Origin of the sequence: Chryseobacterium sp. WG14 (genome assembly GCF_024586945.1) — a bacterium.
GTDB lineage: Bacteria > Bacteroidota > Bacteroidia > Flavobacteriales > Weeksellaceae > Chryseobacterium.
The window spans coordinates 304,105-322,967 of sequence record NZ_JALCZD010000002.1; the positions used below are offsets into that span (position 1 = coordinate 304,105).

At 36.3% G+C, this 18,863-nt stretch carries 19 protein-coding genes; 10 read left to right on the forward strand and 9 right to left on the reverse strand.

Annotated elements, in window-relative coordinates; genetic code table 11:
- Nucleotides 1-19 precede the first annotated feature (19 nt).
- The 4 genes from MP478_RS04620 to dnaJ all read left to right on the forward strand — a co-directional run bounded on the left by MP478_RS04620 (nt 20) and on the right by dnaJ (nt 4,040).
- Complete coding sequence (locus MP478_RS04620; RefSeq protein WP_257199760.1) at nt 20-1,354, forward strand: Nramp family divalent metal transporter; 1,335 nt, start codon at nt 20-22, stop codon at nt 1,352-1,354.
- A 205-nt stretch (nt 1,355-1,559) separates the two neighbouring features.
- Nucleotides 1,560-1,853, forward strand: coding sequence for a Bor family protein (locus MP478_RS04625; RefSeq protein ID WP_257199761.1), 294 nt, complete (start codon nt 1,560-1,562; stop codon nt 1,851-1,853).
- A gap of 438 nt (nt 1,854-2,291) precedes the next feature.
- A complete protein-coding gene (locus tag MP478_RS04630; protein WP_306552752.1) occupies nt 2,292-2,828 on the forward strand; it encodes a nucleotide exchange factor GrpE in 537 nt (178 codons plus the stop codon).
- Nucleotides 2,829-2,933: 105 nt separating this feature from the next.
- On the forward strand, nt 2,934-4,040 hold the full coding sequence (dnaJ, locus tag MP478_RS04635) for a molecular chaperone DnaJ (protein ID WP_230041306.1): 1,107 nt from the start codon (nt 2,934-2,936) through the stop codon (nt 4,038-4,040).
- Between the two features lie 123 nt (nt 4,041-4,163).
- Here dnaJ and MP478_RS04640 read toward each other — a convergent pair whose 3' ends face one another.
- A complete protein-coding gene (locus tag MP478_RS04640) occupies nt 4,164-5,045 on the reverse strand; it encodes a DUF808 domain-containing protein (RefSeq protein ID WP_257190505.1) in 882 nt (293 codons plus the stop codon).
- Between the two features lie 156 nt (nt 5,046-5,201).
- On the opposite strand from MP478_RS04640, the gene MP478_RS04645 reads away from it, so the two are divergent.
- From MP478_RS04645 to MP478_RS04660, 4 genes are all read left to right on the forward strand, one after another.
- Nucleotides 5,202-5,699 carry a tetratricopeptide repeat protein gene (locus MP478_RS04645; protein ID WP_230041304.1) on the forward strand — a complete coding sequence of 166 codons (498 nt, stop codon included), beginning with the start codon at nt 5,202-5,204 and terminating at the stop codon, nt 5,697-5,699.
- Nucleotides 5,696-6,289 (forward strand): Crp/Fnr family transcriptional regulator, encoded by a 594-nt coding sequence (locus MP478_RS04650; protein WP_257190503.1) that lies wholly within the window; start codon nt 5,696-5,698, stop codon nt 6,287-6,289. The genes MP478_RS04645 and MP478_RS04650 overlap by 4 nt, the downstream gene beginning before the upstream one ends.
- Nucleotides 6,290-6,350: 61 nt before the next feature.
- The gene (locus MP478_RS04655) at nt 6,351-6,779 is read left to right on the forward strand and encodes an SRPBCC domain-containing protein (RefSeq protein ID WP_257199762.1); all 429 of its coding nucleotides are present in this window, start codon (nt 6,351-6,353) and stop codon (nt 6,777-6,779) included.
- Between the two features lie 54 nt (nt 6,780-6,833).
- Nucleotides 6,834-7,703 (forward strand): alpha/beta hydrolase, encoded by an 870-nt coding sequence (locus tag MP478_RS04660; protein WP_257199763.1) that lies wholly within the window; start codon nt 6,834-6,836, stop codon nt 7,701-7,703.
- Nucleotides 7,704-7,746: 43 nt separating this feature from the next.
- On the opposite strand, the gene MP478_RS04665 is transcribed toward MP478_RS04660, so the two are convergent.
- The 4 genes from MP478_RS04665 to MP478_RS04680 form a co-directional block, all read right to left on the reverse strand.
- Nucleotides 7,747-8,445, reverse strand: a complete 699-nt coding sequence (locus tag MP478_RS04665) for a DedA family protein (RefSeq protein WP_230041300.1) — start codon at nt 8,443-8,445, stop codon at nt 7,747-7,749.
- A gap of 86 nt (nt 8,446-8,531) precedes the next feature.
- Nucleotides 8,532-9,644, reverse strand: coding sequence for a peptide chain release factor 2 (prfB, locus tag MP478_RS04670; protein WP_084086130.1), 1,113 nt, complete (start codon nt 9,642-9,644; stop codon nt 8,532-8,534).
- Nucleotides 9,645-9,904: 260 nt separating this feature from the next.
- Nucleotides 9,905-11,011 carry an FAD-binding oxidoreductase gene (locus tag MP478_RS04675; RefSeq protein WP_257199764.1) on the reverse strand — a complete coding sequence of 369 codons (1,107 nt, stop codon included), beginning with the start codon at nt 11,009-11,011 and terminating at the stop codon, nt 9,905-9,907.
- 223 nt (nt 11,012-11,234) lie between these two features.
- Nucleotides 11,235-12,590, reverse strand: a complete 1,356-nt coding sequence (locus MP478_RS04680) for an ATP-binding protein (RefSeq protein ID WP_257190498.1) — start codon at nt 12,588-12,590, stop codon at nt 11,235-11,237.
- Nucleotides 12,591-12,772: 182 nt separating this feature from the next.
- Here MP478_RS04680 and MP478_RS04685 point away from each other — a divergent pair, with 182 nt between their 5' ends.
- Complete coding sequence (locus tag MP478_RS04685; RefSeq protein ID WP_257199765.1) at nt 12,773-13,420, forward strand: hypothetical protein; 648 nt, start codon at nt 12,773-12,775, stop codon at nt 13,418-13,420.
- Nucleotides 13,421-13,467: 47 nt separating this feature from the next.
- On the opposite strand, the gene msrB is transcribed toward MP478_RS04685, so the two are convergent.
- The 4 genes from msrB to MP478_RS04705 form a co-directional block, all read right to left on the reverse strand.
- Nucleotides 13,468-14,577, reverse strand: coding sequence for a peptide-methionine (R)-S-oxide reductase MsrB (gene msrB, locus MP478_RS04690; protein WP_373691669.1), 1,110 nt, complete (start codon nt 14,575-14,577; stop codon nt 13,468-13,470).
- Nucleotides 14,578-14,600: 23 nt separating this feature from the next.
- A complete protein-coding gene (locus tag MP478_RS04695) occupies nt 14,601-15,041 on the reverse strand; it encodes a YkgB family protein (RefSeq protein WP_257190495.1) in 441 nt (146 codons plus the stop codon).
- A gap of 79 nt (nt 15,042-15,120) precedes the next feature.
- Complete coding sequence (locus MP478_RS04700) at nt 15,121-15,333, reverse strand: hypothetical protein (RefSeq protein WP_257199766.1); 213 nt, start codon at nt 15,331-15,333, stop codon at nt 15,121-15,123.
- Between the two features lie 65 nt (nt 15,334-15,398).
- Nucleotides 15,399-15,953 carry an RNA polymerase sigma factor gene (locus MP478_RS04705; RefSeq protein ID WP_257199767.1) on the reverse strand — a complete coding sequence of 185 codons (555 nt, stop codon included), beginning with the start codon at nt 15,951-15,953 and terminating at the stop codon, nt 15,399-15,401.
- A gap of 285 nt (nt 15,954-16,238) precedes the next feature.
- On the opposite strand from MP478_RS04705, the gene alaS reads away from it, so the two are divergent.
- Nucleotides 16,239-18,842, forward strand: coding sequence for an alanine--tRNA ligase (gene alaS / locus MP478_RS04710; protein WP_257199768.1), 2,604 nt, complete (start codon nt 16,239-16,241; stop codon nt 18,840-18,842).
- The last annotated feature ends 21 nt before the right edge of the window (nt 18,843-18,863 follow it).

The following is an 18,863-nucleotide window of genomic DNA, read 5'->3' on the forward strand; positions in this document are numbered from 1 at the left end:
TTAGTCATTTCTAACATTTATGAATTTCAACTTAAAGAACGCCTGGCGTAAAGATAAAACCCTACACTCATTACCAGAGGTTTATTCCTCTATTAAGGTCCCAAAAAATGCAACATTCTGGAGAAAATATCTGGCATTTGCAGGCCCGGGTCTTATGATTGCTGTAGGATATATGGATCCAGGAAACTGGGCTACGGATATCGCCGGAGGGGCACAATTTGGATATACCCTACTCTCTGTTATTCTTATTTCCAACATTTTCGCCATGGTTTTACAACATTTATCTGTAAAACTGGGAGTTGTAGCAGAAAGGGATCTTGCACAGGCCTGCAGAGATCATTTCAATCCTACCACCAATTTTATACTCTGGATTTTTTGTGAAATAGCCATTGCTGCCTGTGATCTCGCCGAGGTTATAGGTTCTGCTATTGCCTTAAATCTGCTGTTTCATATTCCTTTAACCTGGGGAATCGTTATTACTACTGTTGATGTTTTGATTATTCTTTTGCTCCAGGCAAAAGGATTCCGCTGGATTGAGAGTATTGTAGGCGGACTTATATTTATCATCTTATCCTGTTTTGTATACGAAATAGTAATATCCAAACCGGCTTTTAATGAGATCCTTGGAGGCTTGGTACCACAGAAAGAAATTATCCAGAACCCTGCAATGCTTTATATCGCTATCGGAATTTTGGGAGCTACCGTTATGCCTCACAATTTATATCTCCACAGCAGCATTGTGCAGACCAGGGATTATACCCGGGATAGAGAAGGTAAAAAAGAAGCGATAAAATTTGCCACTTTAGACAGCACAGTGTCACTTATGCTTGCTTTTTTCATCAATGCTGCAATCCTTATTCTTGCAGCGGCAACATTCCACACTACAGGGAACGAACATATTGCTGATATTCATGATGCTTATAAAATGCTGACTCCTATTTTAGGAGCTTCTATGGCAAGTATCGCCTTTGCTATTGCCTTGCTTGCTTCAGGACAGAATTCAACCCTTACCGGAACGCTGGCAGGCCAGATCGTAATGGAAGGTTTTTTAAATATCAGACTAAAACCCTGGCTGCGAAGATTGATTACAAGACTTATTGCCGTTATTCCGGCTTTAATTGTTGCTATTCTTTACGGAGAGCAGGGAGCCACAGATTTATTGGTTTTAAGTCAGGTTATCCTCTCTATGCAGTTAAGTTTTGCAGTAGTACCTTTAGTGATGTTTACCAATGATAAAGCCAAAATGGGAGAATTTGTCAATAAACCTTTCTTAAAAGTTTGTGTCTGGATTATTTCTATCATTATCATTATTTTAAATCTTTATTTACTGTATCAAACTTTCTCTGAAAATTAATCCAACTCTATATTATAATTTAATTTAAATTTAATATAGCAAAAGAAAATCATAATTAATTGATTATTATTTAAAGAAACGCCAATTTTATCATAAATATTTAAATAAAAAACATTTTTGGAATATAAATTGACAATGAAACTCTGTCACTGAGAAATTAAATTTATCAGACATTGTTAATTATAAATAATTTAAATTTCCAAAAATGAAAAACACATTCAGAATGATGACTGCTGCTTTTGCAGTATCAATTTTACTAACATCTTGTTACTCCTATACAAGTGTTGTAGGAAAAGGAGCATTAGGTACCCAAAAGGTTACAAAATGGAATCATTATTACATTGAAGGCTTAGTTCCAGGTTCTTCTTCTGATTCCAGAGCAATGGCCGGTACCGCAGAAGACTATACCGTTAAAACCAGACAAACTTTTATCAATGGATTGATTGCTACTGTAACATTTGGTATATATACTCCAACTGTAACTACCGTGACAAAATAAAAGTTAATTGGCAGTGATAAAATTATCGCTGCCAAACTTATAAAAATGAAAGAGTATTTTTTATATTAGCTGTCATTCTTCTATACTATCTTACACCATACATATTCTGGTTATATAATCTGAAGGCATCAGTAATTTTAATAAGGATTTGTACTTGGAAGAACACTCTTATTCATATTTTTAGTATTATTATTTATGAGGCTAATCCCTATAAAAATAATAATCCAACTATTTGCAGCAATGATCATAGTCATTGGTTAATAACTTCCAAATCATAAGATAACACACCGTTCTTTAGTATAATTTCTATATTTTAACCTATATAATAAGCAGGCTGAAGTTCAAATATCCTTATTTGAAAAAACAGACTGCCTTAATGTCCTGATTTTTTGATTTGGCAGAATCTTTGTCAAACAATCTGTAAATAAATATTGAATTATGGAAAACCAGGATATTAACGAAGAAAGCATCAATAATCAAGGAGAAAACAATATTCAGAACGAAGCCGTATCTGAGGACAATGTGACAGCTACTCCTTCTGCTGAGGAACTTTTGGCAGAAGAGAAAGACCGTTACATCAGATTGTATGCAGAGTTTGAAAACTATAAAAAAAGAACATCTAAGGAGAAGATGGAATTCTTCCAATATGCCAATCAGGATATGATGGTCTCCATGCTTGGAGTATTAGATGATTTTGAAAGAGCATTAAAAGAAATTGCTAAAAACGGAAATCAATCTGATTTACAGGGAGTAGAACTTATTTATCAGAAATTCAAAAACAGACTTGTTGAAAAAGGATTAAAAGCAATCGAGGTAAAAGCCGGCGACAGCTTCAATGTAGACTTCCATGAAGCTATTACTCAAATCCCTGCTCCATCAGAAGATTTAAAAGGTAAAATTGTAGATGTTATTGAAACAGGATATACTTTAAGTGATAAAGTAATCCGTTTTGCAAAAGTAGTAACAGGAAACTAATAGTATAAACGATAAATGATGAGTGGTAATTGATAGGTAGCTATACTTTTATTACTTAAATATCTTTTATCATTTATCAATCATCAATTATAGATAGAGAAAGTCATGTCAAAAAGAGATTACTACGAGGTTCTGGAGATCAGCAAATCTGCATCAGCCGACGAAATAAAGAAAGCATACCGAAAAATGGCCATCAAATTTCACCCGGATAAAAATCCAGGAGATAAAGAGGCTGAAGAAAAATTCAAAGAAGCTGCTGAAGCCTATGAGGTATTAAGCGATGATCAGAAGCGTGCCCGATATGACCAGTTTGGTCATTCCGGAGTAGGCGGAAATGGTGGTTTCGGAGGCGGAGGCTTCGGAGGCGGAATGAATATGGAGGATATTTTCAGTCAGTTTGGAGATATTTTCGGAGGTTTTGGAGGTGGCGGCGGCGGACGCCAGCAGGTGAAGGGTTCTAATTTAAGAATCAGGATCAAGCTGAACCTTGAAGAAATGGTGAACGGTACCCAAAAGACCATTAAAGTTAAAAAAATGAAAGTAGCAGAAGGCGCTACTTCAAAAACATGTCCTACCTGTAACGGTTCCGGTGTTCAGGTTAAAATAATGAACACGATGTTCGGTCAGATGCAGACACAGGCTACCTGTAGTACCTGCCAGGGAATCGGGAAAGTTGCAGATAAAATTCCTGCAGGAGCTAATGCACAGGGGCTTATAAAAGATGAAGAAGAGATCACTATTAATATTCCGGCCGGTGCCAGAGATGGTATCCAGCTTAATGTAAGAGGAAAAGGAAATGATGCTCCATTTGGAGGAATTCCGGGAGACTTACTGGTTATTGTAGAGGAAGAAGTGGATGCAACAATCAAAAGAGAAGGTGACAATCTTCACCAGGAATTGTATGTATCATTTGCAGAAGCTGCACTGGGAACTAAAAGAGAGATTCCTACTGTAGGAGGTAAGGTAAAGATTACCGTAGATCCGGGAACACAGTCCGGAAAGATATTAAGGCTGGCAGGAAAAGGTCTTCCAAGCATCGACAGCTATGGAAAAGGTGATATGTTTATTCACATCAATGTATGGACCCCACAGAAGCTTACAAAGGAACAGAAAGATTTCTTTGAGAAGCAGATGTCCAGCGGAGAAATGGTTGCAGAACCATCCGGTAAGGAAAAAACTTTCTTTGATAAAGTAAAAGATTTATTCAATTAATATAAAAAAGGGTTCTTACGGGAATCCTTTTGTATTTAAAAGTTTTACCTCTAATGGCTATACATAAAAAATCCTGTACAACGTTGTACAGGATTTTTGTGCATCAATTATTTAAAATTTAATTTACTTTTTCACTGCTAAAGAATATATTGCTTTTCCGATAGTAAAAACCGCTACAGCAGCCAAGCCTCCTACAATTCCGAAAGTAAATTCTTTAAGCATAGCAGGCCATGTTGGTAACAGTTCATGCAAATAATGGATATTGTGAGCAAAAATACCTCCTGAAACCAGAATCAAAGCGATTGTTCCTACCACTCCCAAAACTTTAATAATAACAGGCAGCGCCTTTACCAATAAGTGTCCTAGCTTGGAGAAGAATCCTTTATCATGGCTTTTTTTGATCAGCTTAAACCCTGCATCATCCATTCTTACAATTAAGGCAACAATTCCATACACTCCTACAGTAGCTATAAACGACACAAAAGTTACCGTTAAGATCTGGGTAATCAACGGATGGTTTTCCTGTATAACGGTACCTAATGCAATAATGACAATCTCAATAGAAAGAATAAAGTCTGTTCGGATGGCTGAATTTATTTTTGCTTTTTCAGATACTTCAGAATTGTCTTCCTCTTTACTTTCTTCCACTACTTCATGCCCTTTTTTAGAACGGTGAAACAGGAATTCAATAATTTTTTCTACGCCTTCAAAAGCCAGATACAGTCCTCCGAGAATAAGGATCATCTCAATAGCCGGCTTATACAGCCAGTTGAGCAAAAAGGCAATGGGAAGAATAATCAGTTTATTAATAAATGAACCTTTGGTAATAGCCCATAAAACCGGAAGCTCTCTTGAAGAAAGAAAGCCTGTAGCTTTTTCAGCATTTACAGCCAGGTCATCTCCCAGAATACCTGCCGTTTTCTGTGTAGCTATTTTACTGGTCACTGCTACATCATCCATCAATGCTGCAATATCATCTAAAATTGCAAAAAAGCCTGAAGCCATATTTTAATATTTTTTTAATATTTGTTAAGTCTAGCAAAAATAATTATTTAATTCCGTTTCCTTATTCATAATATGACAATAATTTTAAGAACGAGCAAAATCATAAAGCAGTGCTCCTTTTTCAACATTTTATATCTTTGCTTAAATTGTTATAAAATGAATGACCTAGCCAACTGGGAAACCCAATTACAGCTCATCTGGCTGAAATTTGGAAAAATAAGCAATGAAGAATTCATTCAGCAAATTAAAGATCATACAGTATTATTTTCAGGTTCACAGGCTATCCCCCATTTTGAAATGGCCTGTGCTTTTGACTCTACCGGACATGAAGAGGAAGCCGAACCACTGTACCGATCTGCATTGAGTCTCGGATTATCAGGTTTACGAAGAAGAAGAGCAAGAATTCAGCTGGCAAGTACATTAAGAAATAATGGAAAAATAGAAGAAAGCATCTATATTTTGAGAGAAGAAAAAGCAAATTATTCTGATGAACTGAATGATGCTGTCGATTCTTTTTTAGCCCTTTCTCTTTATTCTGCAGGTGAAAACAAAGAAGCATTATCTTTAGCCTTAAAAGCATTATCCAAACACCTGCCCAGATACAATAGTTCTCTATACCGATATGCTGAAAACTTAGAATTCCCTCAACCATGAGCAAAATAAATATTGATCTTGAGTATAGCCTTACTTCATATTTTACAGATATTGATGCTGATGATTTAAAAACAATCATCTCTTTTTTCAAATCGGAGCTTATTAAAAAGAATGATTTTTTCCTGAAGCAAGGGAAGAAAAGCACAAAATTAAGTTTTATCCGCTCCGGGTTTTTAAGGATCTTTTGTGAAACTGAAAAAAAAGAGATTACACAATGGATTTCCACTCCGGGATATTTTGTAACGGATCTATCCAGTTTTATGGCTGATATTCCGGCAAGATGGACTATTCAGGCTCTTACAGATACAGAATTATACACCATCAATAAGACTGATTACGAAAAGCTACAGGGCCGGGTTCCTCAATGGCACATTTTAGAAAAAGCCTTCATCATTCATTGTTTCACCACCATTGAAACAAGAGTTTACAGTCATTTATCAATGACCGCTGAAGAAAGATATTTATGTTTTTTTAATGAAAATCCTCAATTATTTAATCAAATTCCTTTGCAGTATATTGCCTCAATGCTTGGGATGACCTCTGAGACTTTCAGTAGGATAAGAAATAAAATAGCTACAGGAAATCTTTGATTTTTGTCAAGTGGATCTTTAGTATTCTCACCGAACTTTGCCTGCATAAAATCATTTTATCATGTCAAAGAAAATAGAAACAGAAATTACCATTCATGCCAGTCCTGAAAAAGTATGGAAAATATTAACCAATTTTCAGGATTATCCATACTGGAATCCATTTATTACCAATATCCAGGGATCTGTAGAAGAAGGTAATCAAATACGGGTTACCATTGAACCAAAGGGAGAAAAGGGGATGGTTTTCAAGCCTGTCATTTTATCTAAAAAAGAAAATAAAGAATTAAAATGGGTAGGAAAACTATTGTTCAAGGGAATATTTGATGGAGAACATCATTTTGAGCTGGTTGACAATAAAAACGGGACCACTCAATTTATCCAGTCAGAGCAGTTTTCAGGTTTCCTTGTCCCGTTTTTTAATTTTACTAATACAGCTACCAGCTTCAATATCATGAATCAAAAGTTAAAGGAATTAGCTGAAAAAAGCTGAGTGGGATTATTTGGAATGGTCTGTAAATCGTCATATTTTTCTTACATTTGATGTATGAAAAAGCTAGTCCTCAGATATCATTTCTTTGTTTTAGGATGTATAAGCTTTATATTCAATTCATGTAATACCAGATTCAGGGTCTGGGTAGGTCCGGGAGGCCAGCAGAAAATCTATAATCTACAGTACGGAGAGCATAAAAGGCAGAAGATGGATATTTTTCTTCCCAAAGATTATGCCCGGGATGCACCTGTAGTTCTTATTGTTCATGGTGGCGCCTGGACTTTAGGAAAAAAAGAACATATGATACAGGTTCAAAAGATGCTTTTCAAAAATGGAATTCCAAGTATCAATATGAATTACCGGCTGGTTTCTAAACGAAAAAAAATCACCTATAAACAGCAGCTCGAAGATATCGGATCGGCTATTGAAAGATTTAATTCTTTAACAGAAAAAGCTGAGCTGCTTCCCAATAATTATGTTTTGCTTGGAGAAAGTGCCGGCGGGCATCTCGCTTTGCTATATGGATATCAACATTCCGATCAGATCAGGAAAATCATTTCCTTAAGCGGCCCTACAGATTTTTACAGCCCGGAATATCTTAATTCCTTTTATTCCAAATACACTTCTCCTACCTTTCAGAAAGTGGTGGGAACTAAGTTCGACAGAAAGAATGTTTCTGAAGCATTTAAGGAAGCCAGCCCGATAGCTAATATCACCAGTGTTCCTACCCTGCTTTTTCAGGGGAATAATGATTTCCTGGTCAATCATCATCAGGGACTTGCCATGGATTCTGCTCTTACCAGCATGAATGTCCCCCACAAGTTGGTCTTTATGAAGAAAACAGGTCATGTACCCCGGTTTTTCAGTAAAAGAAAAAGAGACAGTATTATTTATCCGAATATCCTGGAATGGATAAAAAAATAACCTGCTAAAAAAGCAGGTTATGTATTGTATAGCATTTTGTTTACTATTCGAAATCCCTGTTGTCATATTTGGAAGAAAGATCTTCTTTTTTTCCAAAAGCAAACTTTACAATCACAGGAAGTGTGGTTACAAGGACAATAATAATGATGATGTATTCCAGTTTTTCTTTCAGATTGATTCCAAACTGTTCCATGAATAATTTATCAAGATAATGTCCTGCAAAAATCAAAATGAATGACCATAAGACAGCACCAATGATGTTATCTCTTAAGAATTCTTTTTTGTCCATTTTCACAATCCCTGCGACAATAGGCGTAAAGGTTCTCACAACAGGTAAAAACCTGGCCATAATAATGGCTAACGCTCCATGTTTTTCAAAGAAATCATGAGCCTGATACAGATATTTCTTCTTAAAAAGCATTGTATCCGGTCTTTTATACAAGGCGGGACCTGCTTTTCTTCCAAAATAATATCCTACTTCATTTCCTATAATTGCAGCTAATGCAACTCCGGTAGCCAAAATAGTAGTATCAAGGAAATCACTCCCTGTGGAGCCGAATGTCTCTTTGATAATTTCAACGGCATAAATCCCCGAAACGAACAACAGAGAGTCTCCAGGAAGAAAAAATCCTACAAAAAGACCTGTTTCAGCAAAAACAATAAACAAAATAAGCCAAAACCCTCCCATTTTTATGTAAAACTCCGGGTTTAATAAATCCTTCCAGCTATTAAAATCTTCCATATATCTCGATGAACAACAAAAATAGGTCTAAAATACCTGAAACAAAAATAAATTATAAGATTTTAACTAAAAATAAAACATGATATTTATAGCTCCATATCATCATCGGAAACCGCCGTTCCATCTGCCATTAAGAAAGCTTTTAAGAAAGGGGTGATATTTCCGTTCATTACGGCATCCACATCTGATGTTTCATATGCTGAGCGTACATCTTTTACCAATTTGTAAGGATGCATCACATAGTTTCTGATCTGGCTTCCCCACTCGATCTTCATCTTATTGGCTTCAATCTCATTTCTTGCTCTCATACGTTCTTCCAATTCCATTTCATATAATCTTGAGCGAAGGAGCTGCATTGCTTTTTCTTTATTCTGAAGCTGTGAACGGGATTCTGAGTTTTCAATAATAATTCCGGTTGGTGCGTGACGTAAACGTACTGCGGTTTCCACTTTGTTTACGTTCTGGCCTCCTGCTCCTGAAGACCTCATGGTTTCAAAGCTGATATCAGCAGGGTTAATATTGATTTCAATAGTATCATCTACCAAAGGATACACATATACGGAAACAAAACTTGTATGGCGTTTGGCATTGCTGTCAAAAGGTGAAATTCTTACCAAACGGTGTACTCCATTTTCTCCTTTCAAGTATCCAAAGGCATATTCTCCCTCAATTTCCAGGGTAACGGTTTTTACACCGGCTACATCTCCTTCCTGAAAATTAAGCTCCCGGATCTTATATCCTTGTTTATCTGCCCACATGGTGTACATTCTCATCAGCATTGATGCCCAGTCGCAGCTTTCTGTACCTCCGGCTCCGGCAGTAATCTGAAGAACAGCAGAAAGCTCGTCCCCTTCATTGGAAAGCATGTTCTTAAATTCAAGATCTTCGATTTTTTCTACCAACTGTGGAAATGTTTCATCCAGTTCTTTTTCAGAATCCGGATCTTCTTTAGCAAAATCTGCTAAAACCTGAAGATCTTCAAATTGTGTCTGGATTTCATCATAACCTTCCACCCATTTTTTCTTGGAACGAAGCTGTTTCAAAAAGGCTTCTGCTGTTTTAGGGTTATCCCAAAACTCAGGAGCAGCCGTTTTTTCATCATCATTGGCTATTTCTATTTTCTTTTTTTCGATCTGAAGGTATCTGTGTAAGTCTTCAATTCTGGATTGAACTTCTTTTATCTGGTCGTTATTAATCACGATTTATTCTTTTTGCAAAAATACGGATTTCTTTTAGAGTTGAGAATTCAAAGTTGAAAGTGTTGTGAGATACTGGAGTCGGGATACGGGGTGCGAGATACGAGATACGAGAAGGCAAGCTGTCGGATATAAGATGTAAGGCTAATTATTCTACTCCTTACCTCTTACCTCTTGACTCTTGACTCTTGACTCTTGGCTCTTAACTCTTTAAAATCTAATACCCAACATCAACTTCTGACATCTGACATCTTAAACCCACCCTAAATCATCTCCGCCACTATTTCCCCAATCTTTGGAGCAAGTGCCACGCCCATTCCGGAAAGCCTTACTGCACAGAACTGTTTTTCTGAAAGCTGTTTTATGATAGGTGTTTTTTCTGATCCCATGGCCATGATTCCTGACCACCGGAGGGCTATTTTATATTCATGATCCGGTAAGATCACTTCTTTTAAAAAGTTTTCTAAGTGACTCTGCAAGAATTCGGTGGTTTCAAAAGCTGTAGTTTGTTCTGTTTTAAAATCCTGATTCCGGCCTCCTCCCAATAAAACCCTGTTTCCTAAATTCCTGAAATAATAGAATCCTTCATCGTAATGAAATGTACCTTTTAATTTCAGATTTTCTATAGGCTCCGTGAGAAGAATCTGTCCACGGGCGGGAATAATCCCTTCTTTTTCCAGGAATTTTGAGCTGAAAGCATTGGTGCAGTATATCAGCTGATCTGCTTTTACAGAAAGACCTTTTGAAAGATGAACCATCACCTCATGAGGGTTTTCGTCAATATTCTCCACTTCGGTACCGAATAAAAACCCGACTTTAAGTTCATGGCATTTTTCTAAAAGCCTCTGCAGCAGCTTCCCGGAATGTAAACTTCCTTCACAGCTATTTTCAATCAGAAACTTTGATTTTCCCAACCCGAAGTCTTCTATTTTATACTGTTTCAGATGGTACGTTTTTTCAAGTCCGGTAACAGATCTCAGTTTTTCATTAACGATATCAATATACTGTAAGGGTTCTTCGTTATTCAAAATTTCATATCCTCCGCTAAGTTCAAAGTCTATTTCGTCATTTTTAAAATATTCCCTGATTTTCTGAAGCCCGTTAAACCTCATAGCAACCAAATCCAGGGTCTTTTCCCACCCCATATTCTGAGCATCGGCAATCACCTCTGTCAGGCTTCCAAAACAGGCAAATCCTGCATTTCTCGTTGAAGCACCAAGCGGCACTGCATTACGCTCAATAATCAATACCGATTTTTCAGGATATTTCTCTTTAATGGAAACAGCAACCCAAAGCCCGGAAAAACCGGCTCCTATAATGATAATATCTCTTTTTCTGTAAAAGGTTTCTAATTCCCAGATGCTGATCATTTGTACAATGTATAATGTAAAAAGTAGGATGTATAGATTTGAGATAGGAGACGTTGAGAGTGGAGATAAGGGGATAAGAAATAAGAGCCAAGAGCCAAGAATCAAGACTCAAGATATCAGACACCAGATTTCAGATTATCTATCGTTAAACCTTATATCTTTTATCCTGTATCACGCACCCTTACACTCGCATCCTGCATCTCGAACCCGAACCCCGAATTTTCTATTTGGTCTTCTTCTCCTCTTCATTATGAGAGAAACCTATGGCCCGTCTTGGTTCTTCCACTACTTTATAGGACTCCAGCTCAGCTTTAAGTGCCTTGATTCTAAACTGAAATTCATCAAAATTATTGATAATGACATCAGCTAAAAATCGGGCTACCTGATCAAGATATTCTTCGGTAAGTTTCCCCGCAGCGTCTCTTAGAGCAGCATTCAAAAGTCCCTGATCAATTTTAAGCTTTTCATTCTTTGTTTTCTGGTAAAGATTTTTAATTCTTTTTTTCAGACTTTGGGTAAAATCAATCAGCATGGTATTGCTGAAAGCTTTCATTTTTGATGAAATCTCGTGCCAGAACGGAACTTTATCCGCCTTATTGTAGATAAGAATTTTGTATAGGAGAGAATCCTCCTCCAGCTCTCTGGTCATTGCATATAAGATAATTTCTGACCGCTCTGAAGCATTGGGAGGGAATATGGGAATCATCACATCAAATCTTCCCGGAGCAAGAATCTCCTCATCTATTTCTGAAACAGAATTGGCAGATCCTACCATCAAAACCCCTTCTTTTTCAAATTTCCCGATATAATGAAGAATAAGCTCCTGGACTTCAAGATTACAGGAAGCAATATCTGTTTCTGCTTTTCTCTGCATCATAATTTCGTCAAAATCATCGAGAAAAAGCAGTATTTTATTTTCTTTCAGCATAGACGTTAAAAAGTCACTGAAATTAATTTCGTTCCCATCAATCAGGGATGTTCCCAAATAGTGCTTTTTGACTTCTTTAAAGCTGTATCCTATGATTTCAGCAATCTTATTGGCCCAGAAAATCTTACCACTTCCGGGAGGTCCGTATAAAATAATCCCTGCCGGCTTATTGATTCCCCAGTCTTTGATCTGCTGAGGATTCAGAAAAGGCTCTAAAACTGCCGAAGTGTAAAAAAACAAATCTCTATAGCCTATAAAATCTCTTTTTTTCAGACTCGTCTTATGCCCGAAATAATCATAGACAAACTGGTAATTTCCGCCTAGTTTATTATCAATACCATAACTTGAAATAGAGGATTTGAAAAAGCCATTGTCAAAAATATTAGGATTATTGTCCTTAATTGCTTTTTCAACTTTTTCTTTAGGCTGATTAATTACCTCAGCAATCTGCTCCAGGGTTTTATTTTTATCAAGATCTTTTTCATAAAGCTTTAAAAAATCCAGGTTTTCACGGGCAAATTTTTCAAAATCTTCTTTCACTTCAAAATTCGTGCTGATACAGTCTACCAACTCAAGGTCAAAATCCTGTATAAATTGTTTGATCGCTTCTGCAGAGACTTTCAATTCTTCTGCCAGTTCAATTAACTTCATATTTCCCTATTAGTTCTATCAAATTTAATATTTTAATCTTAAAAATATAATGAAAATTGATATTCTTTTTGGGTTTTATCATTAATTACCCATCTATATTTATATAAAAAACAATGGTTATCACCATCAACAAGTATACATCGTAATTAGTTTTTTTATTAATTTTATCAAAAACCACGCAAATGAGAAAAATATATTATTTTCCGGGGTTAATAAGTGCTCTGACCATTCCTGTCTTGTTCTGGCATTACGGAAACAGAAAAATAGAAGAAATAGCAGTATCAGTAATAGATATTGGAATTCCCGCAAAAACAAATAATGACAAGAGTTATAGCAGTACACTTGAACCACTGAGAAACTTAAATTATAAAAAAATAAAAGTGCCCTCCGGTAAAGCAAAGGAAAACTCTGATCTGTATGTTTCAGAAGTGAAAGCACTGCAACAAAAGAATGAGCAAAACACAGGCATTGAATTTATCTTGGGGAATGAAAATACATATGGAGATTTTGTTTCTCTATTAAATGATATGGCTATTTCAAGACATGAAGAGTACGTTTTGGATCTTGAAAAAACAGGTCATTTTCTAGTTCCTGTCACCTATCAAAGGCCATCTCCCGAACCTTGTTATCTCTGCCATGATACAGAAGTTGAAATAATAGACTCAGGTTCAATAGTAACAGGCATTATCCCTGAACCCAATATTTTTGATAAAACTCAATATTTTCTGTCCCATCTGACGAAAGAAGCTTACTATCTTATTCTGGGATTCCTGATATTGTTCAGTATTTCAATACTCAGCATCAAAGAAAGGTTTCAGACGCATTATTAACAAAAAAAGACTGCCTTAAAGACAGTCTCTTCTTTTTATATTTCACATTACTTTTTATCTAATAACGGAATATATTCTCCGTATCCTTTTTTTTGCATATCTGCTTTTGGAATAAACTTCAGGGATGCACTGTTGATACAGTAGCGCAATCCTCCTTTATCTTCAGGACCATCGTTAAAAACGTGCCCTAAATGGGCATCTCCTGTTTTACTTCTTACCTCTACTCTGGTCATCCCTTGCGACTTGTCCAGCTTTTCGTCTATTAATTTTTTTGTAATAGGTTTAGAGAAACTTGGCCATCCACAGCCTGATTCAAACTTATCTGTTGAAATAAATAAAGGTTCTCCGGTAGTGATATCTACATAAATTCCTTCACGGGTTTCATTCCAGTATTCATTTTGGAAAGGTCTTTCCGTACCATTTTCCTGGGTTACATTGTATTGTTCTGCAGTAAGTTTTTCTTTCAGAACTTTTTTCTCCTGTTTCTCATACTTTACTTTCGGTGCAGCTTTTGGAAGAGGATTTGCTTTTTTGGCCATTTCAAAAAGTCCCGGTTCAATATGACAGTAGCCTCCCGGATTTTTATCCAGATAATCCTGGTGATAGTCTTCTGCTCTATAGAAATTTTTCAAAGCAACAGTTTCTACCACTACCGGTTTAGTGTAGTTTTTAGCCAATTTCTCCACTTCTCCTTTTACGACAGCTTCATCATTTTTATCTTTAAAATAAATTCCTGTACGGTACTGGTTTCCTCTGTCGTTCCCCTGCTGATCCTTACTGGTAGGATCAATGGTTTTAAAATAAAGGTCAATCAACAGTTTCAGGTCAACCTGTTCAGGATCATATTTCACTTTTACTGTTTCTGCAAAACCTGTGGTATGGCTTACCACTTCTTCATAGGTGGGATTTTGTGTATTTCCATTGGCATATCCAACTTCTGTTCCCACTACTCCGCGAATCTGCTGAAAGAAATGCTCTGTTCCCCAAAAACATCCACCTGCAAAATAAATTTCTCTGACATTTTTATTATCCATAGTTTCCTGATTTTCTTTTTTTACTTCTTCTTTTCCGGATTTCGTATTTTTAAACAGCCCGGAACCTGCAGCAAAGACTGCGATACCCAGAATAATACCGAGTACAATTAATATATTTTTCATTTTTTTCTTTTTATTCATTTTTATTATTTTTGAACGATCATCAGTCCAAATCCTAAAAGCATAAGATCTTTTAAAATAAAGAAGTCTGTCACCGGAATACCATCCACTATTTTCCACATTCCCGGGCTTGTAAACAGATAGCTTAGCGTTACCAGAAATGTCATTATCATTCCTATTCCCGCATACTTTTTCAGTACTGCAAATTTCACACTAAATATCAGTAATAAAGCAATGATAATTTCTATCGTTCCGATAAGATTTGACACTGCCTGAACACTCATCATCTTATATACGAAAAAAGTTAGAAAATGGTTTTCCACCAAAGGTTTTATAGAAACAGCTTCAGTAGGGGTAAATTTGAAAATACCAATCCAGAGCAAAATAAGAGCCGCTCCAAAAAGCGATACATAATATCCTAATGAGGATCTGTTTGTGTTTTCATTAGATTGTGTTGTTCCGACCATGTTTTAAAATTTTTTAAATTATACTTTTTTATTTTCAAAAGTATAGTCGGAGGTATTTCGAAATCCTGACAAGATTTTCTTAAAAATCTAATTTTTCCATCATTTTAGTTTTAAAATCCTGTATATCAGAATCTTTAATTTCAACTTCCTTTTCAGAAAGGGTCTTTTTAAATAGGGTATCCAATAATGCTAATTTTTTATTGTACATCTTACACCATTTGCAAATCATAAGATGCATACTGAGTTTCCTATTTTCTTTAGAAGAAATAGCCCGGGCATTGCGTTTTTCCATGAGCAGTGTGGCTTCACTGCACGGCAGAAATAATAGATGTAGAATTTTCTTTACCATTTTAATTGTTATAATCTTGAAAACCAGTTAAATTCCAGACATTCCCTAAGCTGCATACGGCTGCGTTGTAAGATCTTCCAAAGGTTAGTCGTTGAAACATTGAATTCCTGACTCACTTCGGGTGCTTTTTTTTCTTCAATATAATACATTTTCAACAGGATTTTCCATCTGGAAGGCAGTTCTTCGATACATTCTTCCAATGTTTTATTAAAATCATGATCATCCAAAAGTTCAGATTCTTTGCCGGCGGCATTCCAGTCATTCAATACATCATTATTTTTCCATGAGCCTGTTTCATCAAAAAAATGATCGAGCCTGATATTGGGTTCAGATCTATATTTCTTACGGTAAAAATCAGCAATTTTCCTATTTAAAATAGCTGTCAGCCAGGTCAGCGGCTGGCTTTTTCCTTCAAAAGAATCGTATGATGAAAATGCTGCGATGAATACATCCTGAACGATATCCTCAGCTTCTTCTTTATCCGAAAGCAGATAGAAAGCCTTCTTTAAAAGCGGTTCTGAATAGTGTTCTATCCAGTTTTTCAGCACTTCGTTTTTCATCATTTTTTTATGTTTTTTTATCTTATTCAGATCATAACGAAGGTAATAAGTTAAATGGAAAATTGCAAAGTTATGGTGAATAATGATTATTTATTTTATGCACAGTTGACTTTTTTATGGTATCTCTCCATTACTGTTCGCGGCTAAAAATATAAACCATACTCCATTATTATGCCGGACATTTGATAAACCTATCTGAAAATATTCAATAGTAGATATTAAATCACCTAAAAACATTAAATTTGCATCTTATCAAAATTTGATACGTTAAAAAGCAAAAGCAATACTATGACATCACAAGAGATACGTCAAAAATTTTTAGATTATTTTAAAAGTAAAGACCACCTGATCGTTCCTTCAGCTCCTATTGTGCTGAAAGACGACCCTACCCTTATGTTTTCCAACTCAGGAATGACGCAGTTCAAAGATTTTTTCTTAGGCTACAAAACGCCTACCGCCCCAAGAATTGCCGATACACAAAAGTGTCTGAGAGTTTCAGGGAAGCATAATGACCTGGATGATGTAGGTAGAGATACTTATCACCATACCATGTTTGAAATGTTAGGAAACTGGTCTTTCGGGGATTACTTTAAAAAAGAGGCTATTGCTTTTGCCTGGGAACTATTGGTTGATGTATATGGAATTCCAAAAGAAAATTTATATGTCACTATTTTTGAAGGAGATGCTTCTGAAAACCTTGACAGAGATCAGGATGCTTATGATTTCTGGAAATCTCATATTTCAGAGGACAGGATCATTAACGGAAATAAAAAAGATAACTTCTGGGAAATGGGTGAAAGCGGACCATGCGGACCGTGTTCAGAGATCCATATCGATTTAAGAACTCCGGAAGAGAAAGCCGCTGTTCCCGGGATTACACTGGTTAACCAGGATCATCCACAGGTAGTGGAAGTTTGGAATCTGGTTTTCATGGAATTCAACAGAAAAGCAGACAAATCTTTGGAAAAGCTTCCTGCTCAGCATGTGGATACAGGGATGGGCTTTGAGCGTCTTTGTATGGCACTTCAAGGAAAGTCTTCCAATTATGATACCGACGTTTTCACACCGCTAATTTCTAAAGTTGAAGAACTTTCCGGTAAAAAATACACCGGTATTTTAACGGACGAAAAAGATATTGCTATCCGTGTTGTGGTAGACCACATCAGAGCGGTTTCTTTTGCTATTGCTGACGGACAATTGCCTTCCAATGGAGGTGCCGGATACGTTATCAGAAGAATTTTAAGAAGAGGTATTTCTTATGCTTACAGATTCCTGGGAATGAAAGAACCTTTCCTTTTTGAATTGGTAACTGTTCTTCAGGATCAAATGGGTAAATTCTTCCCTGAATTGGAGAAACAAGGCAAACTAGTTTCAGAAGTTATTAAAAGTGAGGAAGAATCATTCTTAAAAACCATTGAAAACGGACTGATCAGAGTTGAAAAATTAATTCAGCAGGCGATTGCTGATGATTTAAAAGTATTACCAAGCGAGGAAGTTTTTGAACTCTATGATACCTATGGTTTTCCGGATGACTTAACAAGAATTATTGCTGAGGAAAAAGGATTAACGATTGATGAAGCAGGGTTTAAATTTGAGATGGAAAAGCAGAAACAGCGTTCCAAATCTGACTCTGCTCAAAAAGTATACGATTGGGTGGTTTTAGAGGAAAAGCCGGAAACGTTCGTAGGGTATGACCAAACGGAATCCGAAACCTATATTACCCGATACAGAAAGGTAGAAAATAAGGACGGAGAATTTTATCAGGTAGTACTGAGCAGCTCTCCCTTCTACCCTGAAGGTGGTGGACAAGTGGGAGATAAAGGAATCCTGGAAAACGCTTCTGAAAGCTTTGAGGTATTGGAAACGAAGAAAGAAAACGGATTGATCATTTCACTGATTAATGGTCTTCCAAAAGATGCTGGAGCAGTTTTTTACGCTAAAGTAAATGCTTCAGACAGAAAAAACTCCCAAGCTAACCACTCTGTAACTCACCTTTTACATGAGGCATTAAGAGATGTTTTAGGAACTCACGTAGAGCAGAAAGGTTCTTATGTAGGTCCTGATTATCTTCGTTTCGATTTCTCTCATTTCAATAAAATGACGGAAGAAGAATTAGCTTTAATTGAAGAAAAAGTAAATCATAAGATCAAAGAAAGTATTGCTTTACAGGAATTCAGAAGCATTCCTATTAAGGAGGCTTTAGAGAAAGGGGCAATGGCTTTGTTTGGTGAAAAATATGGTGACAGTGTAAGAATGATCCAATTTGGAAGTTCAAAAGAACTTTGCGGAGGAACTCACGTAAAAAACACCAGTGAAATTGGTCACTTCAAAATCACTTCTGAAGGTTCTGCAGCAGCAGGAATCAGAAGAATTGAAGCAATTTCAGGTGATAAATCTGAAGAATATTTCAAAAATCTGGAACAGCAGATCAGTGAGCTTTCTCAATTACTGAAGTCTAAAGATGTAGTAAGATCTATCGAAAAACTTATCGAAGAAAATGCATCATTAAAATCTGAAGTAGATGCTCTAAAAAAAGAGAAGGCAAAAGGAGAAATCGGCGACTGGAAAAATGCTTATGAGCAGAAAGGCAACAAACAGCTTTTGGTAAAGAAAACCTCTTTGGATGCAGGTTCTGTTAAAGACATCGTATTCCAGCTGAAAAGAGAAATCCCAGCTTCTGTGACCATCATTCTTTCTGACGCAGATGGAAAACCTATGATCACTGTAGGGGTATCTGATGATCTTGCAGCAGATTACCAGGCCGGAGCTATTGTAAAAGATCTTGCCAAAGAGATCCAGGGTGGTGGTGGTGGAAACCCTGGTTTCGCAACTGCCGGAGGTAAAAACCTGGATGGTTTAGAAAATGCTTACCAAAAGGCATTACATATCTAAAATAGAATATTATTATCATAT